The organism is Synechococcus sp. LA31 (assembly GCF_018502385.1).
GTDB lineage: Bacteria > Cyanobacteriota > Cyanobacteriia > PCC-6307 > Cyanobiaceae > Vulcanococcus.
Genome location: NZ_CP075523.1, coordinates 520,006 through 533,409, shown reverse-complemented (window position 1 = coordinate 533,409; position 13,404 = coordinate 520,006). Strand labels below are relative to the sequence as shown.

Sequence of the window (13,404 nt, the reverse complement as noted above, 5' to 3'; positions counted from 1 at the left end):
CTCGCCCACAACATCCACCTGAATACCGCTGGGCATGGCCAAGGTCGGCGTGCTGTTGCTGAACCTCGGCGGTCCTGAGCGCATTCAGGACGTGGGGCCGTTTCTCTACAACCTGTTCGCCGATCCGGAGATCATCCGACTTCCCAATCCGGCCCTGCAGAAACCGCTGGCCTGGTTGATCAGCACCCTCCGAGCCGGCAAATCCCAGGCGGCCTATCGCTCGATCGGAGGTGGCTCACCCTTGCGCCGCATCACCGAACAGCAGGCCCGCGAGCTGCAAAGCAACCTGCGCCAGCGCGGCATCGAGGCCACCAGCTATGTCGCGATGCGCTACTGGCATCCCTTCACCGAATCGGCGGTGGCCGATATCAAGGCCGACGGCATCGATGAAGTGGTGGTGCTGCCCCTCTATCCCCACTTTTCGATTAGCACCAGCGGGTCAAGCTTCCGCGAGCTGCAGCGGTTACGCCAGGCCGATCCCGGCTTTGCCCGCCTGCCGATCCGCTGCATCCGCAGCTACTACGACGATTCCGGCTACATCGGCGCCATGGCCGAGCTGATCGCCCGTGAGATCGAAGCCTGCCCAGATCCCGCTACAGCCCACGTGTTCTTCAGCGCCCACGGCGTGCCCAAGAGCTATGTGGAAGAAGCGGGTGATCCCTACCAACAGGAGATCGAGGCCTGCGCCGGCTTGATCATGGATCGCCTTGAGCAGCAGCTGGGTCACCGCAATCCCTTCACCCTCGCCTACCAAAGCCGTGTGGGTCCAGTGGAATGGCTCAAGCCCTACACCGACGATGCCCTGCACGATCTGGGCGAGCAGGGCGTCAAAGACCTGGTGGTCGTGCCGATCAGCTTCGTGAGCGAGCACATCGAAACGCTTGAAGAAATCGATATCGAATACCGGGAAATCGCCACCGAGGCCGGCATCACCAACTTCCGGCGTGTGCCGGCACTCGACACCACCCCTTCCTTCATCGAAGGGTTGGCCAACCTGGTGCAACACGCGCTCGAGGGGCCGGAGGTGAACCTGGATCAGGCAGCTTCCCTGCCTACCAAGGTGAAGCTTTATCCCCAGGACAAGTGGGCCTGGGGCTGGAACAACAGTTCCGAGGTGTGGAACGGCCGCTTGGCAATGCTCGGCTTCTCCGCTTTCCTGCTGGAGCTGCTCAGCGGCCGTGGCCCGCTCCACTCTTTGGGATTGCTCTAAGGCTGCCGCCGGCAGTCTTGCGGTGCTGCTGCTGAGCGGTGGCATGGCCTGGGCGGAGGCTCGCTGGAGCCAAGGCGTGTTTCCGGTGGCCGTGTTCTCTGGCTACACCAGCCACTTCGGCCCGCGCATCGGGCCCTTCGGCGGTCGTGAACCTCATCACGGCATCGATATCGCTGCCCCGCTGGGTTCGCCGATCCGCAACTGGTGGAGCGGGGTGGTGCAGCAGGTGATCAACGATGGCCACTGCGGCCTCGGACTGGTGATCCAATCAGGCCCCTACGAGCACGTTTACTGCCATCTCAGCGGCAGCGTGCAGGGCGGGGTGTATCGCAGTGGCAGTGTGAGCCTGCAGGCGGGCAATCGCCTGGCCAGCGGCACGCTGATCGGCCATGTGGGAGTGAGCGGCCGCAGCACAGGGCCGCATCTCCACTGGGGTGTGCGCTACGGCGGCCGCTGGCTCAATCCTGCAGCAATCCTGAGGGCCATGGCTGCGTCACAGCGTCAGGGGCGCTAGTTGCACACGCCCAATCCCCGGGCCAGACCTTAGTGTTGGGTCAAGATCACGAGCCTCCAGCCGCTGTTGTGACCGTTACGTCTGTATCGCCAACGGCAGCCGCCGCCAGCCAGAGCTTCCCGCAGCGGGTGAACGGTGGTTACGCCCTGATGGATTCCCTGCGCCGCCACGGTGTAGAGCACATCTTTGGATACCCAGGTGGGGCGATCCTGCCCATCTACGACGAGCTGCACAAGGCGGAGAGCCGCGGCTGGCTGAAGCACATCCTGGTGCGCCACGAGCAGGGCGGCACCCATGCCGCCGATGCCTATGCCCGCGCCACCGGCAAGGTCGGTGTGTGTTTTGGCACCTCGGGGCCCGGCGCCACCAATCTGGTGACCGGTATCGCCACGGCCCACATGGACTCGGTGCCGATGGTGGTGATCACGGGCCAGGTGCCTCGGGCCGCCATCGGCACCGATGCCTTTCAGGAAACCGACATCTTCGGCATCACCCTGCCGATCGTGAAGCACTCCTGGGTGGTGCGTGACCCGCGTGACATCGGCAGGATCGTGGCCGAAGCCTTTCTGATCGCCGCAAGTGGCCGCCCCGGCCCGGTGCTGATCGATGTACCCAAGGATGTGGGTGTTGAGGAGTTCGACTACACCCCGGTGGAGCCCGGCAGCGCCTTACCCGCGGGCTTCAAGTCCACACCGGCACCCAACCCCGAAGCGATCGAGGCCGCGTTGGCGCTGATCCGCCAGGCCCGGCGGCCGCTGCTCTACGTGGGCGGCGGCGCCATCAGCTGTGGTGCCCATCAACAGGTGCATCAGCTTGCTGAGCGATTCCAGCTGCCGGTGACCACCACCTTGATGGGCAAAGGGGCTTTCGACGAGCAGCACCCCCTGGCCGTGGGCATGCTCGGCATGCACGGCACCGCCTACGCGAACTTCGCCGTCACCGAGTGCGATCTGCTAATCGCCGCCGGCGCCCGCTTCGACGACCGTGTGACTGGCCGGCTGGACGGCTTCGCGCCGCGGGCTCAGGTGATTCACATCGATATCGACGCCGCGGAGCTGGGTAAGACCCGCATCCCCGATGTGCCCGTGGTGGCCGATGTGAAGGCAGCGCTTGACGCCATGCTGATCGCCTCCTCTGGTGAGGATTCCGCCGGCCGCACCGAAGCCTGGCTGGAGCGCATCAGCAGCTGGAAGCAGCACTACCCGCTGGTGGTACCGGCCCCCGAAGGCGACATCGCACCCCAAGAGGTGGTTGCGATGCTGCAGGAGTTAGCGCCCAAGGCCTACGTCACCACCGATGTGGGGCAGCACCAGATGTGGGCCGCACAGTTTCTGCACACAGGCCCCCGCCGCTGGATCAGCTCTGCGGGCCTCGGCACGATGGGCTTCGGCATGCCCGCCGCTATGGGCGTGCAAACGGCTTTCCCCCAAGAGCAAGTGATTTGCGTAGCGGGCGACGCCAGCATCTTGATGAACATCCAGGAGCTGGGCACCCTCAACCAATACAACCTGCCGGTGAAGGTGGTGGTGCTCAACAACGGATGGCAGGGCATGGTGCGCCAGTGGCAAGAAAGCTTCTACGGCGAGCGCTACTCCGCCTCCGAAATGACCGGGGGCATGCCGAATTTCCCCCTGGTGGCCGAGGGATTCGGGGTGAAGGGTGTTCACATCAGCGAGCGCGCCGACCTGCGGCAGCAACTCTCGGAAGCCCTGGCTCACCCCGGCCCGGCCTTCATTGAAGTGAAGGTGCGCCGCAACGAAAACTGCTACCCGATGGTGCCTCCCGGTGCCAGCAACGCCCAGATGGTGGGCTTGCCCTCCCATCCGGAGCTGGCGATCGACACGAGCCGCGAGTGCCATAGCTGCCACCACGTGACCTCCAGCTCGAGCCTCTACTGCCCCAACTGCGGCGCCAAACTTTGATGCGGCGTTGGTTGCTGCCAGCCCTGCTGGCCGGAGTGCTGTTGATGGTCAGCGGACCTGTATGGGCAGCTGAGGTGTTGCAGGTGCGCAGCGGTCAGCTGCTCCAAGTGGGCGATCACAACCGCACGTACACCGTGGAGCTGGCCTGCGTGAGTATCCCCTCAGGCGGCGAGCAGGCAGCAACAGATTGGTTACGAGCAGCCTTGCCGCGGCGCACCAAGGTGAACCTCCGGCCCGTGGGTAACGACAGCGGAATCCTCGTGGCGAAGGTGCAACGGCTTGGGCAATCGAACAATCCGTCGACCACCGACATGGGAGACGGCCTGGTGTCGGCTGGGTTGGCTCGTTCAACGCCAGGTTGCTGAGCGCGCGATGAGCATCAACCGCACCGCCAAAGGGATCGTGCTGGTGCCCTGCCTGTTGCTCGGTTCCGCCTTCCTGGCGGCAGCTGTGTGGGGTGATGCAGCAGCAGAGGCCAACAAGACCCTGGCGCTTGTGCTCGGCGCAACACTCATGGGCGGGGGCCTACTAGCCCAATTGCTGCCGGAACGTGAGCCGGAGCAGGATCAACCCTCCAACCCCGGCGACTGAGCCGCTCGCTCACTCAATTAGCAGGTTTGTTGTTTGACTGATTCTCCTTCACCAAACGGAAGTATTCCGGGGTGGGATAGATGGTGAAGGAGTCAGTAGGGGCGTTGATGATCTCACGCAAAACAGCGGTGAGATCAGCCACCTGGGGTTTGAGCTTTTGGCGCTCGGCAGGCGGCAATTTGGACAGAGCGTTCTGGAGATTTTCGTAGCTGAAGAAAAACACACCCCTCGGGCCCTCAGGGGTTTGGATCGTGAGGAACGGCTTGGTGAAGAACACCGGCACATTCAGGCCCTCACGAATCTGCTGGTCGCTGAGGCCCTGCTCCTTGAGCAACTTCACGGCCTGGGTGCGATCACCGTCGTTAATGACAATCGGTGCCACCAGAGGCTTGCTCTTATCTTTGAGCTGTTTGTTCAGCTCAACAACCTTCTCATTCATCACGTTGAGAGGGATGGCGACCACACCTGCCTTGAGGTTGGGGTTGCTTTTGTTGAGGGCCACTAACTGCTCATTGGCCTTGGCACTTTCTAGATAAAGCGGCAGCACCAACTCTTTTTCACGCGGAATCGGCAGCGGCACACCATTGGAATCGGTGATAACAAACACCGGCACCACTTGGAGCTTCTTGATCGCATCAGCTTCAGGGATCGCCTGAGCGGGAAGCGGCAGCAGCGAGAGCGCGCCCATCGCCATGCCAGCGCTCAGCACTACGGAGCCGATCTTGCGACCCATGGAGTGGCGCATGGCGATGAGGCGTGACTGCATGCGATCAACTGTTGAAAGACTGAGCCTAGACAGAGAAATCCTCCTAGCTTTCAAGGGCTGGACGGTGCCGGCCATGACCACTACAGAACAGACCATCGTCGCCGCCGGCCGTACCGCTGCCCACAGCGGATTACACGCGAGTGTTGACACCAGTCGCTGGCCGCAGAGGCTGCTGACAGGGGTCAGCCTGGCAACGGTGCTGCTGAGCAGTCAGACGCTGGCGGCAAGCACACCGCTGCGCAGTGATGTTCGAATGCTGCTGCCCAGTGAGGGGCTGCTGGCTGGCCTGGGAGACGGACTACGCCGTGGCTACGACGTGGCCATGCGGGAAAGCCGAAGCTGCGGCGTGGTTCCACCCAGCCTGCACATTGGCTGGCTCCCTCCGGGCGCCGATCCGCGTGGTCCGGTGCTGGCGAGCCAGCGTTCTGCCCTGCTGGTGGCACCGCCTGCCGCACCGCTGGAGGCCTATGGGTTACTGGCGGATCAACAGCGCCTGAGCGTGCTGCTGCCGCTGCAGCGAGGGCAGTCGCTCGATGGCTTGCCGCTGCTGAAGGGATCCGATCGGCTCTGGCCGTTGATACCTGGCCGCAGCCTCGAGGCCGATCGCTTGGCGGAAGCCCTGCTGGCCGACAAGATCAAACGGGTGATGGTGGTGCGGGATCGCAGCGCCGAGAGCCGGGCACTCACCGAACGCTTCGCAGCCAGCTTCGCCGTTGGCAATGGCCAGGTGATCGGCCCCACCGCGGCACCCCTAGCGATGCAATCCACCGACCAAGCCGCGATCACGCAGCTGGAAAACGACGTGGACTGGTATCGCCCTCCGGCACTGGTGGTGATCACACAACCGGGCAGTGAGCTAGCGCAGGCCTTGAAGGCCGCCAACTGGCCAGCAACGGTGTTGATCGCCTGGACAGCACCGGTGCGTCAGCCCCTGGCAGTGGAGCAGATTGGGGTGAACCCCCTCAGTCGCGGACCCGGCTGGACCCGCTTCGCCCAGCGCTTCCAGCAACGCTGGGGCTACGCGCCTGGTGTCGTGGAAAGCGCCGGCTATGACACCGGTTTGATGAGCGCTTTGGCCTCGGTGCAGGCAGCAGGCCGGACCGGTTGGGATCTGCAGTGGTTCAGCGCCAATGCCAAGCCCCAGCCCCTGTGCACGGCCCTGAAGCTGCGGGCCCAAGGAGCGAAGGTGCGGCCTGAAGCCGCAAGCAGCCCATTTGATCTGGGGCCTGGGGTGCCGCCCTCCGCCCGGCTGCAGCTGAGCCGTGGCTGAACTTGTGCTGCCGCTCGAGGCCGCGGGCCTTGAGGCGATCGCAGCGGTGGGCGGTAAAAACGCTTCCCTCGGCGAGATGATCCGCGAGCTGAGCACGGAGGGCGTGCAAGTTCCCGGTGGATTCGCCACCACCGCGGAGGCTTATCGGCATTTCATCAGCGCTGGTGGCCTGCATCAGCAGCTGCACGCCACACTCGACGGCCTCGATGGCCGCGACATCGCCCAGCTGCAGGCCGCCGGCGCCGCAGCACGGGCGCTGCTGCTGGGCAGCCCCCTACCGATGGATTTGCAAGAGGCGATCGTGTCGGCTTATCGCGCCCTTGGCTCGCCGCCGGTGGCGGTGCGCTCGAGCGCCACCGCCGAAGACCTGCCCGATGCATCCTTTGCCGGGCAGCAGGAGACCTATCTCAATGTGCGGGGCGAGCGGGAGCTGCTGGCGGCCTGCCGGCGTTGCTTCGCTTCGCTGTTTACCGACCGAGCCATCTCTTACCGGCAGATCAACGGTTTTGATCACTTCGAGGTGGCTCTCTCCATCGGGGTTCAACGGATGGTGCGCTCCGATCTTGCCTGCTCAGGGGTGATGTTCAGCATCGACACCGAAACAGGCTTTCGCAACGCCGTGCTGCTCACCGCCGCCTACGGCCTGGGGGAAAACGTGGTGCAGGGGGCGGTGAACCCGGATGAATACCTGATCTTCAAGCCCACCCTTGAGCAGGGTTTCGCGCCGATCGTGAGCCAACGCCTGGGCAGCAAGGCGATCCGGATGGTGTATGGGGATCAGGGCTCCACCTGCAACGAACCGGTGCCAGCCACCGATCGCAGCCGCTACGCCCTCACCGAGGCGGAAGCGCTGCAATTGGCCCGCTGGGCTTGCCGGATCGAGCGCCATTACAGCAAGCGCCGCAATGAAGCCAGCCCCATGGACATCGAATGGGCCAAGGACGGCGAAAGCGGCGAGCTGTTCATCCTCCAGGCACGGCCAGAAACCGTGGAATCACGGCGCAGCGCCACGCTGCTACGCAGCTGGCAGCTCGACCCCCACGACGCTGATGTGCTTTGCCGCGGCCGCGCCATCGGCGCGTCGGTGAGCAGCGGTCGAGCCCGCATCCTGCGCCACCCCAGCGACATTCAGCGCTTCGAACCCGGCGATCTCCTCATTACCGAACGCACCGATCCCGATTGGGAGCCGATTCTCAAGCGTGCCAGCGGTGTGGTGACCAACCAAGGGGGGCGCACCTGCCACGCCGCGATCATTGCCCGCGAGATGGGCATCACCGCGATTGTGGGCACCGGCGATGCCACCGAGCGCATTGCCGATGGCGACATGATCACCGCCAGCTGCTGCGAGGGCGATGAGGGCCGCGTGTATCGCGGCGCGCTGCCTTTTCGCGTTGAAGAACGCGACATCGGCGAGATGCCCTCCACACGCACCCGCATTTTGATGAATGTGGGCAATCCGGAAGAGGCCTTCAAGCAGGCGGCGATCCCCTGCGATGGCGTGGGGCTGGCGCGGTTGGAATTTGTGATTGCGAACCACATCCGCGTGCACCCGATGGCGCTGCTGCAGCCTGAGCGGCTCCACGACCCAGCCGAACGCCAGGCCATCACAGCACTCACCGCTGGCTACAAGGAGCCAGCCGATTACTACGTGGATCTGCTGGCGCAGGGCATGGGACGCATCGCCGCGGCCTTCCACCCGCGGCCGGTGATCCTGCGCTTCTCCGATTTCAAAAGCAATGAATACGCCAAGTTGCTGGGGGGCAGCAGCTTTGAGCCCAACGAGGAGAACCCAATGATCGGCTGGCGCGGTGCCTCCCGCTATTACGCCGAAGGCTTCCGGAAGGCCTTCGCTTTGGAGTGCCGCGCTCTTAAGCGCGTGCGCCAGCAGATGGGCCTCACCAACGTGATCCCGATGGTGCCCTTCTGCCGCACTCCCGAGGAGGGCGATCGAGTGCTGGAGCAGATGGCCCGCGAGGGGCTGGTGCGGGGCGAGCACGGCCTCGAGGTGTATGTGATGTGCGAACTGCCAAGCAATGTGATCGCGGCTGAGGCCTTTGCTGAGCGCTTCGATGGCTTCTCCATCGGCTCCAACGACCTCACCCAGCTCACCCTGGGGCTCGACCGTGATTCCGCCCTGGTGGCGGATCTGTTCGATGAACGCAACAGCGCTGTGGTGGAACTGATCCGCATGGCCATCCGCACCGCCAAACGCTGCGGCCGGAAGATCGGCATTTGCGGCCAAGCCCCGAGCGATCACCCCGAGTTCGCCGAGCTACTGGTGCGCGAAGGGATCGATTCGATCAGCCTCAACCCCGATGCCGTGCTCAATACCCGCCTGAAGGTGGCCGCGATCGAAGCGGAGCTCAGCTCCAATGCAGCTGCCAGGTCCGAGCACGCTGCCTAGCTTGCGAATAGCCGGCCGGGGCTCGCCATGCCGAAGTTGGAGCGGAGCTTCAGGGAGCTCGATCCTGTGCTGCAACGCCACGGCCATCAGGCACACGGCCTGATCGAAGTGCTGAACCGCAGCCAGCAGCTTTACGGCCATTTGAGCGAACCGCTCCTGCGCCACATCGCCAGGCAGCTGCAGCTGCCCTTCAGCCGAGTGATGGGCACCGCCAGCTTCTACCACCTGTTTCGTTTCCAACCGGCAGCACGCCATAGCTGTCTGGTGTGCACGGGCACCGCCTGCCATGTGCAGGGGGCAGCCCAGCTACTGGCGGCGCTGCAGCAGGCAGGCCTGATGGAGCTAGGGGTGGAGCTGGGCTCCGTGCGCTGCATCGGCACCTGCAGCGGTGCACCCCTGGTGGTGGTGGATGGGGTGGTGTGGAATCACGTGGGCGCCTCGGACGTGCTGGAGCGGCTACAGGAGCTAAAGCGATGAGCGGCTGCCTGCGGCTGTGCACAGCGGCCAGCTGCCGAAGCCGCGGAGCCACGGCGCTGCTGCGGCACGCCGATCTGCCGGTCAAGGAGGTGGGTTGCCTCGGGCCCTGCAGTAAAGGTCCACTCCTGGCCGTGGACGAGCAGCTGCTGTCGTTGCAGCACGTGGAGCGAGCGACGCTGGAGCACTCGCTTGCAGCGGCGCTGACCAGCAGCGATGAGATCAAGGCTGACGATCCATTCCTGACCCTGCAGCGGCGCCTGGTGCTGGCCCGCTGCGGGGTTGTGGATCCAGGCTGCATCGATGACGCCTTGGCCCTTGGCGCGTATCAGCAGTTGGGGGCAGTGCTGGCCGGCAACGATCCAAATGGTGTGATCGAGATCGTGCGCCGCAGCGGCCTACGGGGGCGGGGCGGGGCCGGTTACCCCACGGGCCTCAAATGGGCCACGGTGGCGGCGATGCCAGGCAACCAGAAGCGGCTGGTGTGCAATGCCGATGAGGGCGACCCCGGCGCCTTCATGGACCGCACCTTGATGGAAGGCGATCCCCACACACTGCTGGAGGGCATGGCCATCGCCGCCTTCGCCGTGGGCGCCCAACTGGGCTACCTCTACGTACGGGCGGAATACCCACTGGCGATCGAACGCCTGCGCACGGCCATCGCTGCTGCCGAAACACGCGGCTGGTTGGGCCAGGCGATTGGTGGGAGCGGCTTCCGCTTCGAGATCGAGCTGCGGGTGGGTGCCGGGGCCTACGTGTGCGGGGAAGAAACAGCACTGATCCACTCGATCGAAGGGCGGCGGGGGGTGCCGCGGCCCAGGCCGCCTTATCCGGCCGAGCACGGAGTGTTCGGTCTGCCCACATTGATCAACAACGTGGAAACCTTCGGAAATATCCCAGCGCTGCTGAAGCTGGGGGTTGAGGCCTACGGCGCTGGTACGAAGGTGTTCTCCCTCACTGGCCATGTGCAGCGCAGTGGTGTGTTGGAAGTGCCGATGGGCATGCCCTTACGCACCATCGTGGAAACGATGGGGGGCGGCGCTCCGCCTGGCCGGTGCATCAAGGCCGTGCAAACCGGCGGCCCATCGGGTGGCTGCGTGCCAGCCAGCGCCCTCGACACCCCTGTGGACTACGACAGCCTCAAGGCCCTGGGCACGATCATGGGCTCAGGCGGCATGGTGGTGATGGATGACACCACCAACATGGTGGACATCGCCGCCTTCTTTATCGCTTTCAGCCGCGAGGAGTCGTGCGGGAAATGCGTTCCCTGCCGATCGGGCACGGTGCAGTTGGAACTGCTGCTGCGCAAGCTGCTGGAGCGTCGGGGCAGCGCCGCCGATCTCAGCCAGCTCGAATCGCTATGCCACACCGTGGCCGACGCGAGCCTGTGCGGCCTGGGCCAGAGCGCCCCGAAACCGGTGCTCAGCACCCTGCGCCATTTCCGCAGCGACTACCTGGAGCTGCTGCTGCCATGAGTGCGTGCACCTTGCGCATCAACAACCGCGATGTTGCCGTGCAAGCAGGAACAACGCTGCTACAAGCCGCCCGCCAGGCGGAGGCTCACATCCCCACCCTCTGTTTTTTGGAGGGGCTCTCGGCGGTGGCCGCCTGCCGGCTCTGTCTGGTGGAGGTGAGTGGCGTCGATGGCCAGAGCGAACCGCGGCTACTGGCCGCCTGTGTAACCAAAGCCTCTGAGGGGATGCGCGTGCACACCGACACGCCAAGGCTGCTGGAGATCCGCCGCACGGTGATCGAGCTGCTGTTCACCGAAGGCAACCACGTGTGCGCTACCTGCGTGGCCAATGGCCACTGCGAACTGCAGAACCTGGCGGTGGAGGTGGGGATGGATCACAGCCGACTTCCCTATCGCTTCCCTGAGCGCGGTGTGGATCTCTCCCATGCCCAGTTCGGGCTCGACCACAACCGCTGCATCCTCTGCACCCGCTGCGTGCGTGTGTGCGATGAGGTGGAGGGTGCCCACGTGTGGGATGTGGGCTGGCGCGGCGAACACTGCCAGATCATCAGCGGCCTCAACGATCCCTGGGGTGCCGTGGAAGCCTGCACCCACTGCGGCAAGTGCGTGGATGTCTGCCCCACCGGCGCCCTGTTCCACAAGGCCGACACCAGCGAAGAAAAGCAGGGTCACCCTGAACGGCTGCAGGCCCTGGTGCACGCCCGCACCCACCAGAAGTGGACCCCATGAGAAAACCCAACCTGGCAACCGTGTGGCTGGCGGGATGCTCCGGCTGCCATATGTCATTTCTCGATCTCGATGAATGGCTACTGGAACTCGCCGATCGAGCAAACATCGTCTACAGCCCTGTGGCATCCGACATCAAGACCTACCCAAGCGATGTGGACATCGCCCTGGTAGAGGGCGGGGTGGCCAACACCGACAACCTGGAGCTGCTGCTACGGGTGCGTGCCAACACACGAATATTGGTGAGCTTCGGCGACTGCGCCATCACCGCCAACATTCCCGGCATGCGCAACATGCTGCGCGGCAGCGATCCGGTGCTGCGGCGGGGCTATCTGGAGTTGGCTGATGGCAGCGGCCAACTGCCCCATGCCCCGGGAATCGTGCCGGAGCTACTGGAGCGGGTGCTTCCGGTGCACGAGCTGGTGCCAGTTGAGGTGTATTTGCCGGGTTGCCCGCCACCGGCCGAGCGCATCCGCGCCGCCCTGGAGCCATTGCTTCGTGGGGAGCTACCGCAGCTGAGCGGTACGGATCAGATCCGCTTCGGCTGAGGAGAGAAGGAGACGCGACAACCCTGTGATGCCGATGAATCCCTCCACCGACAGCAACCAACCGAAGCGGCGCACGATCACGATCGATCCGGTCACGCGGATCGAAGGGCACGCCAAGATCTCGATCCACCTGGACGCCAGCGGTGTCGTGGACACGGCTCGCTTCCATGTGACCGAATACCGCGGCTTCGAGAAGTTCTGCGAGGGCCGCCCTTTCACCGAGATGGCGGGCATCACCGCGCGCATCTGCGGCATCTGCCCAGTGAGCCACCTGCTGGCCGCGGCCGCCACCGGCGACAAGATCCTGGCGGTACAGATCCCACCAGCGGCCGAAAAGCTCAGGCGGCTGATGAACCTGGCGCAGATCACCCAGTCGCACGCGTTGTCGTTTTTTCACCTGAGCAGCCCCGATTTTTTGCTGGGCTGGAACAGCGATCCGGCGCAGCGCAACATCTTCGGGCTGATTGCCGCCAACCCCGAACTGGCCCGCAGCGGCATCCGCCTGCGCCAGTTCGGCCAAGGGGTGATCGAAGCCCTGGGGGGGCGCAAGATCCACGCCGCCTGGGCCGTGCCCGGAGGTGTGCGCAGCCCCATGAGCCAGGAAACGCGCGATCAGATCAGGAGCCGCCTCCCAGAAGCCTTGGCCATCGCTGATCAGGGGCTGACGCTGTTCAAACAGCTACTCGACACGCAGCTGAGGGAAGAGCTGGAGGTGTTCGGCCACTTCCCATCGCTGTTCATGGGTCTTGTGAGCCGCGATGGCCACTGGGAGCACGCCAGCGGCCGCCACTGTGCCGGCATTCGCCTGATGGCCAGCGACGGCTCCCTGGTGGCCGATGGTCTGCGGGAAGACGACTACAGCTCCTTTATGGCAGAGGCGGTGGAGCCATGGAGCTATCTCAAATTCCCCTACATCCAGGCGCTGGGACCCGAAGCGGGCAGCTACCGGGTGGGTCCCCTGGCTCGGCTCAACCTGTGTGAGCGCATCGGCAGCGAGCGAGCCGATCGCGAGTTACTCGAGCTGCGTCAGCGCGGCGGCCGCGTAGTGACCGCCTCCTTCCTCTATCACCTAGCGCGACTGATCGAGATCGTGGCCTGCCTCGAGCAGATGGACCAGCTGCTGGATGATCCCGAAATCACGGCAACCCATGTGCGCGCCCGCGCTGGGGTGAACTGCTACGAAGCGGTGGGCGTGAGCGAAGCGCCACGCGGCACACTGCTGCACCACTACCGCGTGGATGCCAATGGCCTGATCGAACGGGTGAATCTGATCATCGCCACCGGCCAAAACAACAACGCCATGAACCGCACGATCACCCAAATCGCGCGCCACTACATCCATGGCCACAACCTGAGCGAACCGTTACTCAATCGCGTGGAAGCGGGGATCCGCTGCTTTGATCCCTGCCTCTCCTGCAGCACCCACGCCGCCGGCCAGATGCCGATGAGGGTGCAGCTGTTCGGCCCTGAGGGGGAGCTGTTGGAGCAGCTGCAGCGCGATTAGC

13 protein-coding genes are annotated in these 13,404 nt (G+C 64.6%); 12 read left to right on the top strand and 1 reads right to left on the bottom strand.

Going from position 1 to position 13,404, the window contains the following annotated elements:
• Nucleotides 1-34 precede the first annotated feature (34 nt).
• The 5 genes from hemH (at nt 35) to KJJ24_RS02850 (ending at nt 4,237) form a co-directional block, all read left to right on the top strand.
• Complete coding sequence (hemH, locus tag KJJ24_RS02870; protein ID WP_214340818.1) at nt 35-1,210, top strand: ferrochelatase; 1,176 nt, start codon at nt 35-37, stop codon at nt 1,208-1,210.
• Nucleotides 1,179-1,724 (top strand): M23 family metallopeptidase, encoded by a 546-nt coding sequence (locus KJJ24_RS02865; protein WP_250544877.1) that lies wholly within the window; start codon nt 1,179-1,181, stop codon nt 1,722-1,724. The genes hemH and KJJ24_RS02865 overlap by 32 nt, the downstream gene beginning before the upstream one ends.
• A gap of 68 nt (nt 1,725-1,792) precedes the next feature.
• A complete protein-coding gene (gene ilvB, locus KJJ24_RS02860) occupies nt 1,793-3,646 on the top strand; it encodes a biosynthetic-type acetolactate synthase large subunit (protein ID WP_214340816.1) in 1,854 nt (617 codons plus the stop codon).
• A complete protein-coding gene (locus KJJ24_RS02855; protein WP_214340814.1) occupies nt 3,646-4,011 on the top strand; it encodes a nuclease in 366 nt (121 codons plus the stop codon). Before ilvB ends, KJJ24_RS02855 begins: the two co-directional genes overlap by 1 nt.
• Nucleotides 4,012-4,018: 7 nt before the next feature.
• Entirely contained in the window at nt 4,019-4,237 is a 219-nt protein-coding gene (locus tag KJJ24_RS02850; RefSeq protein WP_214340812.1) for a GIVxVP protein, read from the top strand.
• A gap of 13 nt (nt 4,238-4,250) precedes the next feature.
• Here KJJ24_RS02850 and KJJ24_RS02845 read toward each other — a convergent pair whose 3' ends face one another.
• Entirely contained in the window at nt 4,251-5,003 is a 753-nt protein-coding gene (locus tag KJJ24_RS02845) for a Tic22 family protein (RefSeq protein ID WP_214340811.1), read from the bottom strand.
• A 73-nt stretch (nt 5,004-5,076) separates the two neighbouring features.
• On the opposite strand from KJJ24_RS02845, the gene KJJ24_RS02840 reads away from it, so the two are divergent.
• Genes KJJ24_RS02840 through KJJ24_RS02810 form a run of 7 tightly spaced genes read left to right on the top strand, consistent with a single transcriptional unit; the run spans nt 5,077 to nt 13,403 of the window.
• Nucleotides 5,077-6,273, top strand: coding sequence for an ABC transporter substrate-binding protein (locus KJJ24_RS02840; protein ID WP_214340809.1), 1,197 nt, complete (start codon nt 5,077-5,079; stop codon nt 6,271-6,273).
• On the top strand, nt 6,266-8,677 hold the full coding sequence (ppsA, locus tag KJJ24_RS02835; protein ID WP_214340807.1) for a phosphoenolpyruvate synthase: 2,412 nt from the start codon (nt 6,266-6,268) through the stop codon (nt 8,675-8,677). Before KJJ24_RS02840 ends, ppsA begins: the two co-directional genes overlap by 8 nt.
• A gap of 27 nt (nt 8,678-8,704) precedes the next feature.
• Nucleotides 8,705-9,154: an NAD(P)H-dependent oxidoreductase subunit E gene (locus KJJ24_RS02830; RefSeq protein WP_214340805.1), complete on the top strand. Its 450-nt coding sequence runs from the start codon at nt 8,705-8,707 to the stop codon at nt 9,152-9,154.
• Nucleotides 9,151-10,626, top strand: a complete 1,476-nt coding sequence (locus KJJ24_RS02825) for a NuoF family protein (protein ID WP_214340799.1) — start codon at nt 9,151-9,153, stop codon at nt 10,624-10,626. Before KJJ24_RS02830 ends, KJJ24_RS02825 begins: the two co-directional genes overlap by 4 nt.
• Nucleotides 10,623-11,354 (top strand): bidirectional hydrogenase complex protein HoxU, encoded by a 732-nt coding sequence (gene hoxU / locus KJJ24_RS02820; protein WP_214340795.1) that lies wholly within the window; start codon nt 10,623-10,625, stop codon nt 11,352-11,354. The genes KJJ24_RS02825 and hoxU overlap by 4 nt, the downstream gene beginning before the upstream one ends.
• Nucleotides 11,351-11,899 carry an oxidoreductase gene (locus KJJ24_RS02815; protein WP_214340793.1) on the top strand — a complete coding sequence of 183 codons (549 nt, stop codon included), beginning with the start codon at nt 11,351-11,353 and terminating at the stop codon, nt 11,897-11,899. Before hoxU ends, KJJ24_RS02815 begins: the two co-directional genes overlap by 4 nt.
• A 28-nt stretch (nt 11,900-11,927) precedes the next feature.
• Nucleotides 11,928-13,403: a Ni/Fe hydrogenase subunit alpha gene (locus KJJ24_RS02810; RefSeq protein WP_214340791.1), complete on the top strand. Its 1,476-nt coding sequence runs from the start codon at nt 11,928-11,930 to the stop codon at nt 13,401-13,403.
• Nucleotide 13,404: the final 1 nt, after the last annotated feature.